Origin of the sequence: Stenotrophomonas cyclobalanopsidis, assembly GCF_008710035.1 — a bacterium.
GTDB lineage: Bacteria > Pseudomonadota > Gammaproteobacteria > Xanthomonadales > Xanthomonadaceae > Stenotrophomonas > Stenotrophomonas cyclobalanopsidis.
Genome location: NZ_VYKI01000012.1, coordinates 117,954 through 138,787, shown reverse-complemented (window position 1 = coordinate 138,787; position 20,834 = coordinate 117,954). Strand labels below are relative to the sequence as shown.

The following is a 20,834-nucleotide window of genomic DNA, read 5'->3' as shown; positions in this document are numbered from 1 at the left end:
GGAAACTGTCGAAGGCGGGGTGGGTCCGGTTGAGGGGGCGTGAGCCGCATGGATGCGGCGACCGAGCCTACATGGACGTATTTACGGCGTCCCCCTCAACCGGACCCACCCCGCCATCCCACGGAATGCAGGCTTTTGCTGTTGCTGTCGCTTCGGCCTCGGCGGGTGCAGGGCGCAGCCCTGCCAGACACCCCCCGTATACTTCCCGCCGTGAGTACCTTTCCCACTCTGGTCGCGCTGGAAACCCCGCTGCTCGTCGCCTACAGCGGCGGCCTGGACTCGACCGTGCTGCTGCACTGGCTGCAGCGCTGCGCCCACGCCAGCGGCACATCGCTGCGCGCCGTGCACGTGCACCACGGCCTGCAGGCCAGCGCCGATGCCTGGGTAGCGCACGGCCAGCAGCAATGCGATGCACTGGGCATCGAACTCGCCGTGCATCGCGTGCAGGTCGACACCGCTGCCGGCTTCGGCCTGGAAGCAGCGGCACGCCAGGCGCGGCGCGCGGCCTTCGCCGCCGAACTGCGCGACGGCGAAACGCTGGCACTGGCCCAGCACCAGGATGACCAGGCCGAAACCTTCCTGCTGCGCGCCCTGCGCAGCTCCGGCATCGATGGCCTGGTGGCAATGGCCGTCGACAGCACCCTGCACGGCCACCGCCTGTGGCGGCCGCTGCTGCACACCGCACGCGACGCGCTGCGCAACTATGCGCAGGCGCATGCCCTGCACTGGATCGAGGATCCCAGCAACGCGCGCGACGACGCCGACCGCAATTTCCTGCGCCTGCACGTCATGCCACTGCTGCGCCAGCGCTGGCCGCACGCGGCCGCGGCATTGGCCGGCAGCGCCGACCATTGCGCGCAGACCCGCGCCTTGCTGGACGAGGAAGATGCCGAACTGATCGCCCACCTGGAAGTGGCGCCCCGCGTGCTGTCGCTGGAACTGCTGCGCCAGGTGTCGCCCGCGCGCGGTGCGCGTGTGCTGCGTGCCTGGGTGCGCGCGCATGGCGCCGCACCGCTGCCGGCCACGGTGCTGCGGCAACTACAGCTGGAACTGCTGGAAGCCTCCAGCGATCGGCAGGCGCAGGTGCGCTGGCAGGATCACGCCATCCAGCAATGGCGTGGCCACGCCTACCTGCTGCCGGCATACCTGCCCGCCCTGCCCGCGAACTGGCAGGCCGCGTGGGATGGCCGTGCACCGCTGGCGCTGCCCGATGGCGGACAGCTGCGCCTGCTCGGCGACGCGGCCTTCGATCGCCCCCTGCAGGTGCGTGCGCGGCAGGGTGGCGAACGCATCCTGCTGCCCGGGCGCGCTCATTCACACGCGTTGAAGGACTGCCTGCAGCGCGAGCACCTGGCGCCCTGGCGGCGCGCGCAGCTGCCGCTGCTGTTCGACGGCGGGCAACTGCTGGCCGCGGCCGACGTGGTCGTTTCCGCGCCGCTGCAGGCGTGGCTGCAGGACCGCGATGCGCAGTTGCAGTGGCGCCCCGGCGGCTGGTGAATTGACCCCTGCGCGGCAGCCGTCCACACTTGTCGCATGGCCAAGAAGTCCCCCGAAAACGCCTCCCCCGTTGCCCAGTTCGAGCAGTCGCTCGAATCGCTGGAACAGCTGGTGGAGCAGATGGAAACCGGCGAGCTGAGCCTGGAAGCTTCGCTCAGTGCTTACGAACGCGGCGTCGGTCTGTACCGCCAGTGCCAACAGGCGCTGGAACAGGCCGAACTTCGCGTGCGCCTGCTCAGCGATCCGGCCCAGCCCGAAACCGCAGAACCCTTCGACCCGCCCAGCCATGACGGCTGAAGCGCAGTTCGCCCGCTGGCGCGACCGTATCGAAAGCCAGCTCGACGCCGCCCTGCCCTCGCCGGCCGATGCGCCGCAACGCCTGCACCAGGCGATGCGCTATTCGGTGCTGGGCGGTGGCAAGCGCATGCGCCCGCTGCTGGTGTATGCCAGTGGCCAGCTGTTCGGCGCACCGCTGGACCAGCTCGATGCGGCCGCGATGGCGGTGGAGATGATCCACGCCTATTCGCTGGTGCATGACGACCTGCCGGCGATGGACGACGACGCCCTGCGCCGCGGCAAGCCCACCACCCATATCGCCTTCGATGAAGCCACCGCGATCCTCGCCGGCGATGCCCTGCAGACCCGCGCGTTCGGCCTGCTGGCCGATGCGCCGCTGCCGGCCAGCCTGCGCGTGGCCTGCCTGCAGACCCTGGCCCACGCCTCCGGCGCGTCCGGCATGTGCGGTGGTCAGGCGCTGGACATCAATGCCACCGGCCAGCAGCAGTCGCTGGCCGCGCTCACCCGCATGCATGCGCTGAAGACCGGTGCGCTGATCCGCGCGGCGGTGCGCATGGGCGCGCTGTGCGGCCACGCCCCCGAGGCACGGCTGGCCCAGCTGGATGACTTCGCCGATGCGCTCGGCCTGGCGTTCCAGGTACGCGATGACATCCTCGATGTCGAAGCCAGTTCCGAGCAGCTGGGCAAGACCGCCGGCAAGGACCAGGCGCAGGACAAGAGCACTTTCCCGGCTCTGCTGGGCATGGACGGTGCCAAGGCGCACCTGCGTGAGCTGGCGGCGCGCATGCAGTCGGTGCTGGCCGGCCATGGCGAAGAGGCCGACGCACTGCGTGCGCTGGCGACTCTGGCGGTGGAACGGAATCACTGATCGCGCTCGCCGGGCGTGGCCCGGCGCTACCGTACGCGTCCCAAATGGAAACGCCCGGCATTGCCGGGCGCTTCTTTCTGCGTCGTTGATCGTTGCCGCTTATTTGATCAGGCGCAGGGTGAACGGGTAACGGTAGGTTTCGCCGTTGTTGGACTTCACCGCAGCGATGATGCACAGGACCAGGTTGGCCACGTACACGATCGGCATCAGGAGGGCACCGATGATGACGAAGCTGAGCACGACGCAGACCAGCACCGCAATGGCGACGGTGATCTGGAAGTTCAGCGCTTCCTTGGACTGGTCGGTGACAAAACCCTTGCCGGCGTCATCCTTGTTGATGAGCCAGATGATCAGGGCACCGATGAAACCGGTGAAGATGCCCAGCAGGTGCGCCGCCAGCGCCATGGTGCGCTGATCGCTCGGCACGCTCGAGGCGGCCGGCACGTTTTCGAAATCGCTCACGACAAAACTCCTTTTTTTTGGGTGGTCTTGACCGATCGGCGGCAGGCCGGTCGCGTCAGGCGCGCATAGCTTACGCCATCAATGGCATCAATCATTACCGGCGATGGTCATCCGCCCGACCAGGATCGAACCGGTACGGATGTGCGAGCGCGGGTCGACGTCGCTGCCGACCGCTTCGATGGCGGCAAACATCTCCCGCAGGTTGCCGGCGATGGTGATGCCGTCGACCGGGTACTGGATCTCGCCGTTCTCGACCTTGAAGCCCCCGGCGCCCCGCGAATAATCGCCGGTCACCCCGTTCACGCCCTGCCCCATCAGCTCGGTCACCAGCAGGCCCTGGCCCATCTGCCGGGCGATGTCCTGCAGCGAACCGGCGTTGGCTGCCAGCTGCAGGTTGTGCACGCCGCCGGCGTTGGCGGTGGTCTGCAGGCCCAGCTTGCGCGCCGAATAGCTGCCCAGCACGTAGCGCTGCAGCACGCCGTCACGGACCAGGGCCGAGGCGCGGGTGGCCACGCCATCGCCGTCGAAGGCGGCCGAGCGCAGGCCGCGGCGCAGGTGCGGCAGCTCCTCGATCTGCATCCAGTCCGGGAACAGCTGCTGGCCGACGCTGTCCAGCAGGAAGCTGGCCTGGCGGTACAGGGCACCGCCGGACACCGCCGACAGCAGGTGGCCGACCAGGCTGCGCGCCACTTCCGGAGCGAACAGCACCGGCATGCTGCCGGTCGGCAACGAACGCGGCTGCAGGCGGGAGACGGTGCGCTCGGCGGCGCGGCGGCCCACGTGGTCGGCCGCCTCCAGGTCCTCGCGGGCCAGGCCGCCGGTGTACCAGCCGTCGCGCTGCATGCCATCGCCGCTGCCGGCGATCAGGGCGCAGCCGACCGAATGGTGCGTGCCGCGCTCGCGGCCGATGAAACCGTGCGAATTGGCGTAGACCGACACGCTCTGCATGCTCGACACCGAGGCGCCGTCGGAATTGCTGATCCTCGGGTCGGCCTCGCGGCCGGCCGCTTCGCAGGCCAGGGCCAGGTCCACCGCCTCATCGGCCTGCAGTGCCCAGGGGTGCCAGCTGTCCAGGTCGGGGAAGTCGCGGGCCATCAGCGCCGCATCGGCCAGGCCGGCAGCCGGGTCGTCCTCTGTGTGGCGGGCGATCGCGCAGGCCTGCTCGACGGTGGCCGCCAGGCTCGCCTCGTTCAGGTCGGCGGTACTGGCACTGCCCTTGCGCTGGCCGAAATATACCGTCACGGCGATGCCGCGGTCGCGGGTGGACTGCACGGTCTCGACCTCGCCGAGACGGACGTTCACTTCCATCCCGCGGTCTTCGCTGCAGCTCACTTCGGCCTGGCTGGCGCCCAGCGCGCGGGCGCGCTCCAGCAGCTGCTGGGAAAGGTCGGCCAGGCGTTCCAGACGGGCCGGGCTGTCGTCGCCGACGGCCACTTCAGGGGCGATCACGTTCAATGCTTTATCCTGTGCGGGTTGGGCCCGGCATCACGCCGGGCGACTTTTTTTGAAATCAGGTATGGACGATGCGCGGACGCGACGAAGAAACCGGTGAATTCCACGACAAGAGCCGCAGCCAGAACCGGCGCGACGCGCTCGATGTCCTGGCCTTGGGCGAGAAGCTGGTGTCGCTGACCCCGGCCCAGCTGGCGCGCCTGCCGGTGCCGGAAGACCTGCTGCCGCATATCGCCGAGTGCAAGCGGATCACCGCCCACATCGCCCACAAGCGGCAGCTGGCGTTCCTGGCCAAGCACATGCGCCGCGAGGAAGACGCCACGCTGGACGCGATCCGCGATGCGCTGGACGCCAACAGCGAAACCGGCCGCCGCGAAGTGGCGATGATGCACCGCGCCGAGGACTGGCGCGAGCGCCTGCTGGCCGACGGCGACAAGGCGCTGGGCGCCCTGCTCGACGAGTACCCGCAGGCCGACCGCCAGCAGCTGCGTACGCTGGTGCGCAACGCCCAGGCCGAAAAGGCCAGGAACAAGCCGCCGCGCGCCTACCGCGAGATCTTCCAGGTGCTGCGCACGCTGATGCTGCCGGCGGCGCTGGGCCTGAAGGCCGCGGCCGATGAGGCCGACGACGTCGAGACCGACGAAGCCGACGAGGACTGAGTCCCCGCCGGCCCGGGCGGTGGCGTTGGCCATCGTCCGGCTCAGGCCTGGGTACCGCCGACGGTGATGCCTTCGATCAGCAGCGACGGCTGGCCCACGCCCACCGGTACGCTCTGGCCATCCTTGCCGCAGATGCCGACGCCCTCGTCCAGGGCCAGATCGTTGCCGACCATGCGCACCTTCTGCATGGTTTCCGGGCCGTTGCCGATGAGGGTCGCGCCTTTCACCGGCGCGGTGATCCGGCCATCCTCGATCAGGTAGGCCTCGGTGGCCGAGAACACGTACTTGCCGCTGGTGATGTCGACCTGGCCGCCACCGAAGTTGACCGCATACAGACCCTTCTTCACCGAGCGGATCATGTCCTGCGGATCGTGCTCGCCGGCGCGCATGTAGGTGTTGGTCATGCGCGGCATGGTCAGGTGCGCGAACGACTCGCGCCGGCCGTTGCCGGTCGGCGCCACGCCCATCAGGCGGGCATTGAGGCTGTCCTGCATGTAGCCGACCAGGATACCGTCCTCGATCAGCGTGGTGCACTGGCTCGGGTGGCCCTCGTCATCGATGTTGAGCGAACCGCGGCGCCCGTCCAGGGTGCCGTCATCGACGATGGTCACACCCGGGGCGGCCACGCGTTCGCCGATGCGACCGGCGTAGACGCTGGTGCCCTTGCGGTTGAAGTCACCTTCCAGGCCGTGGCCCACGGCTTCATGCAGCAGCACGCCGGGCCAGCCCGGGCCCAGCACCACCGGCATCACGCCAGCCGGGGCCGGTACAGCTTCCAGATTCACCAGCGCCTGGCGCAGGGCCTCGCGGGCGAAGGCCTCGGGACGGCCATCGGCGAACAGTTCGGCATAGCCATAGCGGCCACCGCCGCCGGCATAGCCCGATTCACGGCGGCCGCTCTGCTCGACGATCACCTGCACGTTCAGGCGCACCAGCGGCCGCACGTCGGCGCCCAGCACGCCGTCGGTGCGGGCCACCAGCACGGTGTCGACGCCACCGGACAGGCTCACCATCACCTGCTTCACCCGCGGGTCGGCGGCACGCAGGTAGCCATCCAGGCGCTTGAGCACCTCGACCTTGGCCTCGTTGCCCAAGCTGTCGATCGGGTCCAGGGTCGGGTACAGCGCGCGCGCGTTGCCGCGCAGCAGCGAGCGCCCTGCCTGGGCGCCGCCTTCGCGCGAGATCGCGCGGGCCGACTGCGCTGCGGTCAGCAGCGCGTCGGCATGGATGTCATCGGAATAGGCGAAACCGGTCTTCTCGCCGGCGATGGCGCGCACGCCCACGCCCTGCTCGATGGAATGGGCGCCGTCCTTGACGATGCCGTCTTCCACGCTCCAACTTTCGCGCCGAGCATGCTGGAAATACAGGTCGCCGAAGTCCACGCCGGGGCCGAGCAGCTGGCCGAAGGTGCGCTCCAGGCCGGCGGTATCCAGGCCGCCGGGGCGCAGCAGGCGGTCCTGGGCAAGCGTCAGTGCGTTATCAGTCATGGTCTCGATCTGGGGGTCTGGAGGCGGCCAGGCAAGGCCGCCGGATGAACAGGGGCCGCGACGCTCAACGCGGGCGCGGCGGGTCGGTGACGGTCGGCGGCACGGACGGGGTTGGTGCAGGCGCGCGCGGCGGGGCCGGGGTACGGTCACGGCTGCGCTCGATCACCTCCACCTTCGGCTCCTTCCAGGGGCCGGTCACTCTGTAGGTACGGGCGCCGATCTCGCCGAGTGGCTTGGACAATACCGCATTGGTGGCCGCACCCAGCGCCGCGCCCACCGGCCCGCCGGCCACCGCGCCCACCACGGTCAGCAGGTTGCCCGCGCGCGGGTTGACGTCGATGGTCTGGTCAAACTGCTGCTGGCGCAGGTCGGTCTGGCCACGGATGGTGATGTTGGCCGCCGGGCCTTCGATCAGCACCTTGTCGGTGCGCGCCATGCCGTCGCCGAACTGCATGCCGCCTTCGATGTGGTTGAAGGCGAAGCCCTTGGAGAAGAAATCGCGGAAATCAAACATCAGGCGACGCGGCAGCTGGGCCACGCTGAGCAGGCCGAGCACGCGGCCCGCGCCGGGGTCCAGTTCCAGCAGCTGGCCGTTGCGCGCATCGATGTCGAGCGTGCCCTGCAGGTTGCCCAGCTGGAAATCCGATGGCCCACCGGCCCAGGCCGCCTGCAGCTGCGCCTGGCCGGAGCCGCCGCGCAGCTGGCCGGCGTAGTCGAGGTTCTGCATCAGACCGCCCAGGTCTTCGCTGCGCACCTTGGCGGTAAGCTCGGTGCGCGCGCCGGCGCCCTTGCCCAGCCAGCGGCCGGTGATATCGATCTCCTGCTCCGGGGCACGGAAGCGCAGCTCGTCCACGCTCAGGCCATTGCCCAGCGGGCGCGTGCGCAGCACCGCCTGGCCCAGCATCACCTTGCCGAACTTCAGGTCGGCGATGTCCAGGGCGAACGGCGGCAGCTTGGCAGGATCGATGTCATCGGCACCGGTCTGCGGGCGCGTCGCGGCCACGGCGGTGTCAGCGCCTGGCGCCGCCGGCGGTGACTGCCAGTGCACGCGGTCGAGCTGGCCGCTGATGGTGCCGCCGTCGGCATTGGGCACGCTCAGGTGGCCGGCCAGCGAAGGGCCGTCCAGGCGCACGTCCAGCGCCTGCGCGCCCGGCCGCAGCTGCAGCCGCGTCTGTTCAAAGATGCCGCCGATCAGCATCAGCCTGCCGACCTGCACGTCCACCGCGCGCAGCGGCATGGGATCGCCATCGCCACCTGCGCCACGGGCCAGGCCGATCCATTCCAGCGCATCCAGGGTCGGGCTGCGGCCGTTGATGGCCAGCCCGCTGGGCGGCGGGTCGCGGTCAACGCGGTCGCTGCCCATCGTGACCTGCACGCCGGTCTGGCTGTTGTGGGTGCGCGCGGCCAGGGCCAGGCGCTGGCCGAACGCCACGTCGATGCGGCCATCGCCCATCGGCAGCTGTGCCGACACGGTGGTCGCCAGCGCATCGGCGGCCGGCTTGTCCAGCGGCGCCGGCAGGTCCAGACGGGTGCCCACCAGGTCCGAATGCAGGCGCAGCTCGCTGGGCGGGGCCGGCGCACCGGGCGCCACCTTGGGCACGTTGACGGCGACGGTCCAGGCCGAGGTGCCCTCCAGATAGGGTTTCAGCCAGGCCATTTCCGGCGCGCGGTCGATCAGCACCTTGGCATCCAGGTGTGCCGCCAGTTCCGATTCAAAGGCCAGCGCCGGGTTGCGCACATAGCCACCGGCACGCAGGCTCAGGCGGCCGTCCTGGCCAAGGTGACGCACGGCCAGCTCCTCGGCGGCAAAGCCACCGCTGCCGTAGCGGGCCTGGCCCTGCATGGCGTCGAATTCCAGATCGAAGCGCTTGTCCACCAGCTTCACACCGGCCAGGTCCACCGTGCCCTGAAGGTGCCCACGGCCTTCATCGTGGTGCAGCGGCTGCAGCAGGTCGAAGTGCACGTTGGCCGGGCCGCTGGCGACCAGGTTGTCGAGGGTGTCGCCGTAGTCCTTGTGCAGGCCGCTCTGCCGCAGCATCGCCAGCAGGCGCCCCGCCTCGCTCTGGCTGTCGGCACGCACGTACAGCGGCGCGTGGCCGAAATCTTCGATGCCGGCCTCGAACTTCTGCACCGCCACACCGGCCAGGTCACCGCGGCCCTGCATGTGGAAACCGGGGCCGATGAAGGCGATATCGGCGTCGACCTGGCCCATCAGCGGCCAGTCGTGCTGGAAGCGGATGTCGCCGTTGCTGATGTGGCCGGTGGCCTCGAAGCGGCCATCGTTGTTGTCGAACGGCCAATCGTCCAGATCGCCGCTGACCAGGCCGATGCCGCCGCGCACCTGGCCACCCACCAGCGCGGCATCCAGCCAGTCGGTGGCGCCCTTGCTCATCTTCGAATGGATCCAGAACCGCTTGGCGGCGGTCATCGGCACGTTGTCCAGCTTGGCGGCCAGCTGCAGCCACGGGCGCGTGCCATCGCCCTGGAACCATAGGCTGCCACGCACATCGGCGGCATAGTTGGTGCCTTCCACGCGCATCGCCGGGGTGCCGATGCGCCAGCCACCGGCTCCGTCGCGCCAGCCGACGATCTGCCCGGCCAGATGCAGGTCGTGGCGCTCGCCGAAACCGGTCGGCCAATCGAACTGCAGCTCCTGCTGGGGCTTCAGCTGCAGGCTGAAGCCATCGGCATCGCCTTCGAAACGGCCGCCCAGGCCACGCACGCCGGGGGCATCGCCGACGCTGGCAAAGCCCAGCGCCTGCAGTTCGCCCTGCGCCCACAACGGGCCGTCGCGCTCGCCCTGCAGCTGCAGCGACTGCACATCCAGCTGCGGCTTGGACAGGTACAGCCAGCGGCGCAGGCCCGGTTCGAGGCGGTCGCTCAGGGCCAGCGCGCGCAGCGCGGTCCCGGCCTGCACCGGCCCGCTGCTGATCCGCAGCTGCTTGCCCACCTGCACCTGCAGGCCATCCAGCCGTTGTTGGTCCGCACCACTGCCCAGGCGCAGGCGCGGCACCTGCAGCGCCCAGCCATCGCCCTGGCGCTGCCAGCGCAGGCGCGCCTGCACGCGTTGCAGCTGCAGGCCGGGCGTGGTCATGCTCTGTAGCGGCGCGCCCTGCAGCGGCGCGCCGTCGACGCGCACCTCGCGCAGGTCCGAATCGGTGGTCAGGGCCACCGGCGCGAAATCGCGCAGGACCAGCCACAGGTTGAGTTCGCCCTTGCCTTCGCGCAGGCGCAGGCCGCCGGCCGCCAGCAACGGCGACCAGGCTTTGAAGTCGACCGGATCCGCGCCCAGCCAGGCTTGGCCGTTGCCGTGGCGGCGGTCCAGGTCCAGCACCGCGGTCAGCGGCAGCGCGTCGGTCTGTGCCCAGGCGCGCACGCCTACCCGCAGGCGGTCGCCATCCACGCGCAGGCGCAGGTCGATGCGCGGCAGCGTGGCATCCACGCCCAGGCCGGGCGCATGCACGCCGAGGCGGCCGCCGATCACCTGCAGTTCGCCCAGCCGGCGCAGCGCCTCCAGCGGATCACCGCTGCTGGACTGCGGCAGGCCCCGCACCGACCAGCGGCCGTCACTGCCCTGATGCAGGTCCAGGGCCAGCCCGCGCAGGCGCAGCTCGGTCAGCGACCGGCCCGGCAGCAGGCCGCTGTACATCGAAACCAGCACCTCGGCCTCGCCGATGGCCAGGCCCTGCCCCGCGCCGATGCGCAGGCCCTTGAGCTGCAGCAGCGGGCCGCGCCGGGTCCATTCGGTGTCCAGTTGTTCAAAACGCACCGGTTGCCCGGCGCGCTCACTCAGCCACGCAGCGATCGCCTCGGGGTGGCGCTCGGCCAGCGGCAGCAGCTGGCTGAGCGTACCCACCAGCAGCGCAAGCACGACCAGACCCACCGCGCAGGCAGCAACGAAATGACGGCGGATCCTTCGCAGTCGCAGGCGCGGCGGCGCGCTCATCGGCCCCGACCGGCGCCCGGTCCGCGCGGCTCAGAGCAGAACGACATCGAACTGCTCCTGCAGGTACTGCTCATCGGCCTGGAAGCGGATGCTCTTGCCGAGGAATTCCTCCAGCTCGGCCACCGCCGCCGATTCCTCGTCGGTGATGCGCGCCACCACCTTGGTCGACGCGATCACCAGCAGGCGCGCCGCCTCGAACTGGCGAACGGCGCGGGTGATCTCGCGGAAGATTTCGTAGGTCACCGTCTCGGTGGTCTTGATCGAGCCACGCCCGCTGCACTGCGGGCAGGTTTCCGACAGCTGCCGCTCCAGGCTTTCCACCGTGCGCTTGCGGGTCATCTCGACCAGGCCCAGCGGCGAGAAGTCGTACACCGTGGTCTTGGCGTGGTCGCGGGCCAGGGCCTTCTCCAGCGTGCGCAGCACCTGGCGGCGGTGCTCGGGATCATCCATGTCGATGAAATCGATGATGATGATGCCGCCCAGGTTGCGCAGCCGCAGCTGCCTGGCCACCGCCTGCGCGGCCTCCAGGTTGGTGCGGAACACGGTTTCTTCCAGGTTTCGCTGGCCGACGAACGAACCGGTGTTCACGTCGATGGTGGTCATCGCCTCGGTCTGGTCGATGACCAGGTAGCCACCGGACTTCAGCGGCACCTGCTTGTCCAGCGCGCGGCCGATCTCGTCCTCCACGCCGAACATGTCGAAGATCGGCCGGTCACCCGAATACAGCTCCAGCTTCTCGGCCAGCACCGGCATGTACTTGGCCACGAAGGCCTGCAGCTGGGCGAAGGTCTCCTTCGAATCGACCTTCACCTTGTCCACGTCCTTGCGGATCAGGTCGCGCACCGAACGCAGCGGCAGGCTCAGGTCTTCATAGATGTTGCTGCACGAGGGGGCTTCGCGGCCGCGGCGCTCGACCACGTTCCAGACGCGCGACAGGTAGGCCACGTCCTCGGCGATGGCTTCGGCCGGCTGGCCTTCGGCATTGGTACGCACGATATAGCCGTAGCCACCGTGCTGGGCCGACAGCTCGGTCACCAGTGCCTTCAGCCGTGCGCGCTCGCCTTCATCCTCGATGCGCGCCGACACGCCCACCACCTTGGACTGCGGCAGCAGCACCATGTAGCGCGAGGGAATGCTGATCTGCGTGGTCAGGCGCGCGCCCTTGGTGCCGATCGGGTCCTTCACCACCTGCACCACGATGTCCTGGCCGTCGCGCAGCAGCTCGACGATGGGCACGCTGGACGGCGGCGGCAGGGTGGTGTTCTCGGTGTCGGCGCTGGCCACCGGGGCCGGCCGGATCACGTCGTTGGCATGCAGGAACGCCGCGCGCTCCAGGCCGACCTCGACGAAGGCCGCCTGCATGCCGGGCATCACCCGCTGCACCTTGCCCTTGTAGATGTTGCCGACCACGCCACGGCGCCAGCCGCGTTCGATGTGCAGCTCCTGCAGCATGCCGTTTTCGATCACAGCGACCCGGGTCTCGCGCGGGGTCACATTGACCAGGATTTCCTCAGACATCGGCAGCCTCCCTGGCGGCATCGGCAATTGGGGCCGGCACGCCGCAGCGCGCCAGCAGACGATCGGTATGAAGCAGCGGCAACCCCATCACGCCGGAGTAGCTGCCGGAAAGGTGTTCGATCCAGCGCTCGGCCCCGCCCTGGATGGCGTAGGCGCCGGCCTTGTCCAGCGGCTCGCCGGTGGCCACGTAGGCGGCGATATCCGCCGCGCTGATCGGGGCGAAGGTGACCTCGGACACGACCAGCTCCCTGTCCAGCCCGCCAGCGCCCACCACCACCACGGCGGTCATCACCTGGTGGGTGCGCCCGGCCAGCCGCGCCAGCATCGCCCGCGCGTCGGCCGCATCGGCCGGCTTGCCGAACACCTCGCCGTCCAGCACGACCTCGGTGTCCGAGCCCAGCACCCGCGCCTGCGGGTCCGTGGCCAGCACCGCGGCGAGGCCGGCGCGCGCTTTGTCGGCCGCGACCCGGCATACATAGGCTTCGGCGGTTTCGGCAGCCGCACGCACCTCGGGCACCTCCAGGTCGAGGGCCTGGAAGGGGCGTCCGAGTCGGGCCAGCAGCTGGTTGCGTCGGGGGGAGCGGGAAGCAAGATAGAGCATCGGCACAGCATAACCTGAGGGCACTGCCTGAATCGTCGGCAACCCCGCCCGATGCGCGTCGAACCCCGAACGGACTCACAACGCGTTCATCGCTACGACACCACCCTCACCGCCATAACAAGGAGATCCCATGCGCCGCACCGCCACCCCGCTGCTGCTTGCCCTGTCCCTCGCTCTTGGAGCCTCGATGACCGCCCACGCCGCCCCGTCGTCGCCGTCGATCGCCGCCCAGGCCGAAGGCACCCTGCTGAACATCTCGGCGAATGCCGAAGCCACCCGCGTGCCGGACGTGGCCACCCTGTCGGCCGGCGTGGTCACGCAGGCCGCAGACGGCAACAGCGCCATGCGCGAGAACGCCCAGCAGATGGACAAGGTGCTGGCCGCTGTCAAGGCTGCCGGCATTGCCGAACGCGACGTGCAGACCAGCGGCGTCAGCCTCAACCCGCAGTACCGTTACGCCGACAACGAGGCGCCGAAGATCACCGGCTACCAGGCCAGCAACACCGTCAGCCTGAAGGTGCGCGACATCGCCAAGCTGGGCAAGGTGCTCGACGCCCTGGCCGCGCAGGGCGCCAACCAGATCAACGGCCCGCAGTTCGAGATCGACCAGCCCGAGCCGGTCTATGACGAAGCCCGCCTGGCCGCGCTGAAGAAGGCCCAGGCCCGCGCCCAGACCTATGCGAAGTCGCTGGGCCTGCAGGTGCGCCGCATCGTCAGCATCTCAGAGAACAGCAATGGCGGCTTCCGCCCGATGCCGATGATGCGGGCCATGGCCGCCGGTGCGGCGATGGACAATGCGACCCCGGTGGCGCCGGGCGAATCGACCGTGTCGGTGAACCTTGACGTGGTGTTCGAACTGGGCCGCTGACGGGTAGCGCGGGGCCACGCCCCGCGAGCGCAGCGGCATGCATTTCCGCCGGGCATGGCCCGGCGCTACCCGCAATGGCCGACGAGCCGGTAGCGCGGGGCCATGCCCCGCGAGCGCAGCGGCATGCATTTCCGCCGGGCATGGCCCGGCGCTACCCGCAATGGCCGACCAACCGGTAGCGCGGGGCCATGCCCCGCGAGCGCAGCGGCATGCATTTCCGCCGGGCATGGCCCGGCGCTACCCGCAATGGCCGACCAACCGGTAGCGCGGGGCCACGCCCCGCGAGCGCAGCGGCGTGCATTTCCGCCGGGCATGGCCCGGCGCTACCCGCAATGGCCGACCAACCGGTAGCGCGGGGCCATGCCCCGCGAGCGCAGCGGCATGCATTTCCGCCGGGCATGGCCCGGCGCTACGCGTTCATGAAGGCCAGCCCAACGGCGTCGCCCCTGCCTCTAGGCAGTGGCCGGGGGGCGGCGCTAAAGATTGACTGCCAGCCGCGTGCGGCAACCCCGATGGCGGCCCTGGTGCGTTGAGGACTTCGTCACTGGCATGGAGGTGGACCATGGTTCGTACGTATCCCGTTGTACCGCTGCAGTTCGATCCCGCCCGCGTCGCCGCCTGGAGCGCGGCCATCGCCCTGCACCTGCTGGCCTTCCTGTTGCTGCTGATACCGGCAACCTACCAGGCCATCACCGCCCTCCCCCGCGACACCACCGAGGTCAGGTTGATTCCCAAGGAACAGCCGAAGCCGCCGGAGCCGTTGCCGGTGGAGCCGAAGCCGGAAGTCGCCAAGGTCGTGCCCAAGCCGCAGGCCGCGCCGACCGTGATCCCGCCGCTGCCGGCCCCGACCGCTACGCTGGAGGAGGCCCAGGGCATCATCCTGCCCGCAGCCGAACCGGCCCCCGTGCAGGCGGCACCAAGCCTGGCGCCGTCCACGCCGATGGCCGGGGTGCAGCTGCAGTACCGCAGCGCCCCGCCGCCGGCCTACCCGGTCCAGGCCCTGCGCAACCACGAACAGGGCACCGTCCTGCTGCGGGTCGAGGTGGATACCAGCGGCAAGCCGGTGAACGTCAGCATCGAGCGCAGCAGCGGCTCGCGCAGCCTGGACCAGGCCGCCCGCCAGCAGGTGCTGCGCCAATGGCGGTTCGTGCCGGCCGAGCGTGACGGCGTGGCCGTGCCGGCCATCGGCATGGTGCCCGTGCAGTTCTCCCTGCCCGACTGAGGCCCGCAGGCGGCCCGGCGCAATGCCGGGCCGCCATGGTCCGCGCTTACCCCACCCGTCAAGAGCCGTTCGCGCCAGAACATTTCGCTTCGGTCGAAAAATCGTTACGAATTCAGTAAATCTTCACTGCGCCGTCACCTGCCAGAAACCTAGATTGATACGTCCCGGTACAAACCGGATGACGTCCTCAATGCTCGAGTTTTCCAGTCAGGAGAGAAGCTGTGAAACACCCGATCCAACGGCCCGCCAGCCGCCGCCAACACCACCTGGCATCGTCCATCACCCATATCCTCGCTGGCGGCACCCTGCTGCTGGCCGGCGCCGCGGTCTCCTCCACTGCTTTCGCACAGGAACAGGCCACCAACCTTGACCGCATCACGGTCACCGGTTCGAACATTCCGCGCACCAACACCGAGACCCCGTCTCCGGTGCAGGTGGTGACCCGCCAGGAAATCGACCGCACCGGCAAGACCACGGTCGCCGAGTACCTGCAGACGCTCACCGCCGATGGCGCCGGCTCCATTCCCAAGACCTTCGGCAACGGCTTCGCCGGTGGCGGCGCGGGCATTTCGCTGCGCGGCCTCGGTGCCGGTTCGACGCTGGTGCTGTTGAACGGCCGCCGCATGGCGACCTACGGCCTGGCCGATGACGGCCAGAAGGTGTTCACCGACCTCAGCACCATCCCGCTCGACGCCGTCGAGCGCGTGGAAGTGCTGAAGGACGGCGCCTCGGCCATCTACGGTTCCGACGCGATCGCCGGCGTGGTCAACATCATCCTGCGCAGCGACTTCCAGGGCGCGATCCTGCGCGGTTCGTACGGCGTGTCCGGCGATGGCGACGGTGATGCCAAGAAGGCCACCCTGACCGCCGGTACCGGCGACCTCGCCAGCGACGGCTGGAACGCGTTCTTCAGCCTGGACGTCGGCAAGACCGACCGCATCCAGATCAGCGACCGCAAGAACCGCAAGTGGATCGGTACCGGCGATATCCGTCGCTGGGGCTACGACGCCGCTGACGCGCAGTTCCTCGGTGGCGCCTTCCTGTCCGGCGGCACTGCCGGCGGCACCGGCCCGAACGGTTCGGTGTTCAACACCGCCGGCCGGCTGGTCGCCCTGCCGGGTTGCGCGGGCGTGACCACGATTCCGGGCCAGACCGATGCCACCGCCCAGGCACAGGGCTGCCTGTGGGATCCGGCACAGCAGTACCGTGACCTGACTCCGGAAGAGAAGTACGTCAACGTGTTCGGTCGTGCCAGCTTCGCCTTCGGTGAAGGCGGCGAGGTCTACACCGAGATCGGCTACTCGAAGAAGGAAACCATCTTCAGCAATACGCCGTCGGGCGTGTCCGGCGGCTGGGGTTACCCGGGCGGCCCGGTCAACGCCAACAGCGGCGCCGGTGCGACCATGCTCTACGCCGGCCACCCGGACAATCCGCTGCCCTACGCTGCGCGCCTGCGCTACAGCGCCTGGGACGTGGGCCCGCGCGTGACCAACAACACCAACGAGTTCAACCGCTTCCTGGTGGGCGTCAAGGGCAACTGGGGTGAGTGGAGCTACGACACCGCCTACCTGCACTCGGGCACCGACCTGGTCAACAAGCGCACCGGCTTCCTGAACTATGACGCCGTGCGCTGCGTGCTGGGCAACCCGGCCTGTCCGTACGGCACCTGGCGCATCGGTGATAACGCCTCGCTGACCCCGCAGTCGGTCTACGACGCGATCAGCCCGACCATCAGCGCCCGCGCCAAGTCCAGCCTGGACATGTTCGACTTCACCATCTCGCGCAGCCTGATGGACCTGAAGGGCGGCCCGCTGGGCCTGGCCTTCGGTACCGAGTGGCGCAAGACCAGCAACAGCCTGACCCCGCAGACCTTCACCGACGTCGGCCAGATCATCGGCCTGGGCTACTCGGCCTATGACGGCACCCAGAACGTGTACGCCGGCTACGCCGAACTGTCCGCACCGGTGCTGGAATCGTTGGAACTGTCGGGCGCCGTGCGTTACGACAAGTACGAGAGCGGTGAAGGCAAGGCCACGCCGAAGCTGGGCGTGAAGTGGACCCCGGCCGACTGGATCGCCCTGCGCGCCAGCTACGCCGAAGGCTTCCGCGCGCCGAACCCGGCCGAGAACGGTGATGGTGGCCTGGCCGCCTTCTCCAACGCCCGCGATCCGGTGCGCTGCGCCATCGATCCGGCCAACGAGTGCACCGCGCGCTCGGTGGCGATCATCACCCGCCCGAACCAGGACCTGAAGCCGGAAGAGTCCAAGAGCTACTCGGTGGGTATCGTGCTGCAGCCGACCTCCACCACCTCGCTGACCGTCGACGCCTGGGAAATCAAGCGCACCAACGAAATCGCACAGGGCAGCACCGCCGATGCAATCGCCGCCGGCAACGTCCTGCGTGATTCCAACAACATCGGTGGCGTGGCCAACAGCGGCACGATCCTGGCGGTCAACACCGCGTACGTGAACGCCAACTCCTCGCGTGTCCGCGGTATCGACACCGACGTGCGCCAGACCTTCGACTTCGGCGCCGGCCAGCTGGAAATGGACCTGCAGTGGAGCCACATCCTGAAGTTCGAACGTACCGAGGGTGACACCACCGTCGATTACGTTGGCACCCACGGCAACTGCGACGTGACCAACTGCATCGGTACGCCGCAGGACAAGATCAACTTCGGCACCACCTGGAAGCAGGGTCCGTGGAGCGTCAGCGGTGTGGTGAACTACATCGACAGCATGGACAACAAGGACCGCCGCGGTGGCGACTACCTGGCGTTCTACGAAGACGGTTCGCCGGTGGAGAAGATCTCTTCCTTCACCACCTTCGACCTGTCCGGCCGCTGGAACATCACCGAAGCCTTCGAACTGAATGCCTCGGTGCAGAACGTGTTCGACCGCATCGCTCCGCTCGACCCCAGCACCTACGGTGCGGTCAACTACAACCCGCTGCACTTCAGCGGCGCGATTGGCCGTTACTTCACCGTCGGCGCCAAGTACACCTTCAACTGATCGAAGGCGCGTCACCTGCAAAGGCCCGGGCATCTGCCCGGGCCTTTGCTTTTTTAAATGATTTTCGCCGCAGGCTCAGGCATGTCGGGCGCCCCCGCTCACCAGACTATCCAGCACACCAGAATCAACAGGGCGACGACCAAACTCCAGCAGCAAATCTGGTAAAAACGTCGGTCGAGGACTTCGGACTGCACAGAATCTTGCGCAACCTGCAGCGCCCCCTGCTGGGACGCAAGTTTCTTTTTCAGATCGACAGCGGCCTGCTGTGCTCCGACGAGCAGCTCCTCGTTTTGCCTCAATTGGGCAGCCATCCGGCTCAACCCTTGCTCCATTCCAACGCAGCGCGCGGTCACTTCGTCCAGTTCCGACTGCCGCTGGCCGCTCTGCTTTTTTAGTATCTGCAGGTTCTCCTGATATTTACGCAACTGCAACTCTAGGAAGGCTTTGCTACTCGGATTGCTGAGAACTATTGCCTGCAGAAAACCACGCTCACTTTCCAGCAAGCGCTTGATCCCATCGAGATACCGCGCCTCCTTCAGATCACTGGTCTCATCTTCTGGGTGGGGATAGCAGTAAATCGGCACCCTTCCGATATCCACCTCGATCACCGCAATCCCCAGATGTCGGAGACCATCCTGTTTTGCAGCGTCCACCGCGTGCGACCGTCTGACCTCAAGAAGAAAGTTACCTTCCCACTTCAAACCCAACGCATCTTCGCTGGCGAACTCGACGTAAAGATCTGCTCGATAGTCCCCCCGGCCCGGAACTCTCCACTCCTGCTCCACCCGGGTAATGGATATCTTCGATTCGCACCAGGGGCGAGGTCCCTTCTTGCTGGGAACTGAAAGCGAGAGCCGGACGTGAGTCAACCGGCGGAATGCCTCTTTGAAAAGAAGGTGCTGAAGGGATTCACCGTCCGTGGCCGCCCCTCCCTTCTGACCATCAATATACGCAAAGTACCAAGAGGACCCCTTCATGACATGCGTGACCGGACGACGATGACCCACGCGATGTGTCGAGAAGTAGCGGTCCCCGGTCGGTTCCCCCCCGTAGTCCTTGTTGCGACGGTTCCCCACGGCCTGCGCCGTGACGTACTCGTTTCCGTCCAGTGTAAGGTAGGCCCGCGATTTCATCATTCAGAGGACTCGTTGGGGAGGTTCCAGCCTGCCAGATCCCCGTCTCACACAAAGAGATGGATTGAATCAACGAGCACCTGAAATGTGAACCTCAAAGGATGCTTTGCCTTTTGGGCTCATGAGCCCGTTGCCAGCGCAGGAACCCCAGCGGATGCCCACCTCCAACCAACGTCTTGGCCTGGCCGCGCTGACCGCCCTGGTGGTCGGCTCGATGGTGGGCGCTGGCATTTTCTCGCTGCCGCAGAACGTGGCCCGCAGCGCCGGGCCAGCCGCCGTCCTCATCGGCTGGGTGCTCAGTGGTGCCGGCATGCTGATGCTGGCCTTCGTGTTCCAGGCGCTGGCCAATCGCCGCCCGGACCTGGATACCGGCATCTACGCTTACGCCCGCGTGGGCTTCGGCAACTACATCGGCTTTTCCGCGGCGTGGGGCTACTGGGTGGCCTCGGTGCTGGGCAACGCCAGCTTCTTCGTGCTGATCTTCAGCGGCGTGGGCCATTTCCTGCCGGTATTCGGCGAGGGCAACACCGTTGCCGCCGTGGCGGCGTCCTCGGTCCTGTTGTGGACCGTGCACCTGCTGGTGCTGCGTGGCCTGCGCACGGCCGCGCTGGTGAACAGCCTGGTGACCGTGGCCAAGCTGGTGCCCATCGCGCTGTTCCTGGTGCTGGCCGCAGGCGCGTTCCGCATGGACATGTTCACGGCGGATTTCTTCGGTGCACCCGCGCTGGGCGACCTTGGCACGCAGCTGCGCGGCATGATGCTGGTCACCGTGTGGGTATTCATCGGCATCGAAGGCGCAAGCATCTATTCACGGCGTGCCGCGCGCCGCGCCGATGTCGGCCGGGCCACGGTCATTGGTTTTGTCGGCGTCTGGCTGCTGCTGGTACTGGTCAGCCTGCTGTCCATGGGCGTGCTTTCGCAGCCGCAGCTGGCTGCGCTGCCCAACCCTTCCATGGCCTACGTGCTGCGCGCCATTGTCGGCGAATGGGGGGCGTCGGTAATCATCATCGGCTCGATCATTTCAGTACTGGGCGCGCTGCTGGCCTGGGTGCTGCTGTGCGCCGAAGTGCTGTATGCCGCCGCCGGCGATGGCACCATGCCCGCCTTCCTCGGCCGTGAGAACGCGCGCGGCGTGCCGGCCAATGCGCTGTGGCTGAGCAATGGCCTGATCCAGCTGTTCCTGCTGCTGGTGCTGTTCAATTCGGGCAGCTACACCAGCCTTGTGCTGCTTGCTGCATCGATGAGCCTGGTGCCCTACTTCCTGTCGGCGGCATTCGGCGTGCAGCTTGCCTGGCGCGGCGTGGCCTATGCGGGACAGCCGGCCGTGCGCTGGCGTGATTTCGGCGTGGCCCTGCTGGCCAGCACCTACGCGTTGTGGCTGGTATACGCCGGCGGCCTCGACAACCTGCTGCTGTCGGTGCTGCTGTATGTGCCCGGCGTGGCGCTGTTCGCGCTCACCCGGCGCCAGCATGGGCAGCCGGTGTTCACGCGCTGGGAGTGGGTGCTGTTCGGCACGATCCTGGCCGTGGCGGTCGCCACGCTGGCGGCGGTCTGCAGCGGCAACCTGAAACTGTAGCGTCGAGCCTTGCTCGACTGCTCTTTTGTAGAGCCGAGCCCATGCTCGGCTGCCGTTCTGCCGGAGCCGAGCATGGGCTCGGCTCTACAGAAGCTCGATGCAAAAAAACCCGCATCTTGCGATGTGGGTTTTCAAAGGTGGCGCCCGAAGTTGGACTCGAACCAACGACCCCCTGATTAACAGTCAAGTGCTCTAACCGGCTGAGCTATTCGGGCAGACGATTAGTATAACCACTCT

At 68.2% G+C, this 20,834-nt stretch carries 15 protein-coding genes and 1 tRNA gene; 8 read left to right on the top strand and 8 right to left on the bottom strand.

The annotated features are described in order from the left end of the window. The first annotated feature begins 210 nt into the window (after positions 1–210). From tilS to FJU31_RS11410, 3 genes are read left to right on the top strand one after another with little or no spacing between them, the layout of a single operon-like run. Complete coding sequence (gene tilS, locus FJU31_RS11420) at positions 211–1,497, top strand: tRNA lysidine(34) synthetase TilS (protein WP_246161308.1); 1,287 nt, start codon at positions 211–213, stop codon at positions 1,495–1,497. A gap of 36 nt (positions 1,498–1,533) precedes the next feature. Then, positions 1,534–1,794, top strand: a complete 261-nt coding sequence (locus FJU31_RS11415; protein WP_006381978.1) for an exodeoxyribonuclease VII small subunit — start codon at positions 1,534–1,536, stop codon at positions 1,792–1,794. Next, complete coding sequence (locus tag FJU31_RS11410) at positions 1,784–2,662, top strand: polyprenyl synthetase family protein (RefSeq protein ID WP_150454846.1); 879 nt, start codon at positions 1,784–1,786, stop codon at positions 2,660–2,662. Before FJU31_RS11415 ends, FJU31_RS11410 begins: the two co-directional genes overlap by 11 nt. A 99-nt stretch (positions 2,663–2,761) precedes the next feature. Here FJU31_RS11410 and FJU31_RS11405 read toward each other — a convergent pair whose 3' ends face one another. Beyond that, positions 2,762–3,124 carry a DUF4870 domain-containing protein gene (locus FJU31_RS11405; protein ID WP_150454845.1) on the bottom strand — a complete coding sequence of 121 codons (363 nt, stop codon included), beginning with the start codon at positions 3,122–3,124 and terminating at the stop codon, positions 2,762–2,764. Between the two features lie 87 nt (positions 3,125–3,211). Then, the gene (gene pmbA, locus FJU31_RS11400) at positions 3,212–4,579 is read right to left on the bottom strand and encodes a metalloprotease PmbA (RefSeq protein WP_150454844.1); all 1,368 of its coding nucleotides are present in this window, start codon (positions 4,577–4,579) and stop codon (positions 3,212–3,214) included. A 68-nt stretch (positions 4,580–4,647) separates the two neighbouring features. Here pmbA and yjgA point away from each other — a divergent pair, with 68 nt between their 5' ends. Then, positions 4,648–5,235 (top strand): ribosome biogenesis factor YjgA, encoded by a 588-nt coding sequence (yjgA, locus tag FJU31_RS11395; protein ID WP_150454843.1) that lies wholly within the window; start codon positions 4,648–4,650, stop codon positions 5,233–5,235. 41 nt (positions 5,236–5,276) lie between these two features. Here the strand turns inward: yjgA and tldD are convergent, their stop codons facing one another. From tldD to FJU31_RS11375, 4 genes are all read right to left on the bottom strand, one after another. After that, on the bottom strand, positions 5,277–6,722 hold the full coding sequence (gene tldD, locus FJU31_RS11390; protein ID WP_150454842.1) for a metalloprotease TldD: 1,446 nt from the start codon (positions 6,720–6,722) through the stop codon (positions 5,277–5,279). A gap of 64 nt (positions 6,723–6,786) precedes the next feature. Then, the gene (locus FJU31_RS11385) at positions 6,787–10,668 is read right to left on the bottom strand and encodes a YhdP family protein (protein WP_150454841.1); all 3,882 of its coding nucleotides are present in this window, start codon (positions 10,666–10,668) and stop codon (positions 6,787–6,789) included. A gap of 30 nt (positions 10,669–10,698) precedes the next feature. Continuing rightward, complete coding sequence (rng, locus tag FJU31_RS11380; protein ID WP_116864711.1) at positions 10,699–12,186, bottom strand: ribonuclease G; 1,488 nt, start codon at positions 12,184–12,186, stop codon at positions 10,699–10,701. Then, complete coding sequence (locus tag FJU31_RS11375) at positions 12,179–12,787, bottom strand: Maf family nucleotide pyrophosphatase (RefSeq protein WP_150454840.1); 609 nt, start codon at positions 12,785–12,787, stop codon at positions 12,179–12,181. Before FJU31_RS11375 ends, rng begins: the two co-directional genes overlap by 8 nt. A gap of 130 nt (positions 12,788–12,917) precedes the next feature. Here FJU31_RS11375 and FJU31_RS11370 point away from each other — a divergent pair, with 130 nt between their 5' ends. The 3 genes from FJU31_RS11370 (at position 12,918) to FJU31_RS11360 (ending at position 17,888) form a co-directional block, all read left to right on the top strand. Then, positions 12,918–13,655, top strand: coding sequence for an SIMPL domain-containing protein (locus FJU31_RS11370; protein ID WP_150454839.1), 738 nt, complete (start codon positions 12,918–12,920; stop codon positions 13,653–13,655). Between the two features lie 562 nt (positions 13,656–14,217). Further along, positions 14,218–14,877, top strand: coding sequence for an energy transducer TonB (locus FJU31_RS11365; RefSeq protein ID WP_150454838.1), 660 nt, complete (start codon positions 14,218–14,220; stop codon positions 14,875–14,877). 221 nt (positions 14,878–15,098) lie between these two features. Further along, positions 15,099–17,888 carry a TonB-dependent receptor gene (locus tag FJU31_RS11360; protein WP_150454837.1) on the top strand — a complete coding sequence of 930 codons (2,790 nt, stop codon included), beginning with the start codon at positions 15,099–15,101 and terminating at the stop codon, positions 17,886–17,888. A gap of 98 nt (positions 17,889–17,986) precedes the next feature. Here the strand turns inward: FJU31_RS11360 and FJU31_RS11355 are convergent, their stop codons facing one another. Next, positions 17,987–19,021, bottom strand: a complete 1,035-nt coding sequence (locus FJU31_RS11355; protein WP_150454836.1) for a hypothetical protein — start codon at positions 19,019–19,021, stop codon at positions 17,987–17,989. A 154-nt stretch (positions 19,022–19,175) separates the two neighbouring features. Here FJU31_RS11355 and arcD point away from each other — a divergent pair, with 154 nt between their 5' ends. Beyond that, on the top strand, positions 19,176–20,597 hold the full coding sequence (arcD, locus tag FJU31_RS11350) for an arginine-ornithine antiporter (protein WP_150454835.1): 1,422 nt from the start codon (positions 19,176–19,178) through the stop codon (positions 20,595–20,597). Positions 20,598–20,735: 138 nt separating this feature from the next. Here the strand turns inward: arcD and FJU31_RS11345 are convergent. After that, positions 20,736–20,812, bottom strand: a tRNA-Asn gene (locus FJU31_RS11345). Positions 20,813–20,834 lie beyond the last annotated feature (22 nt).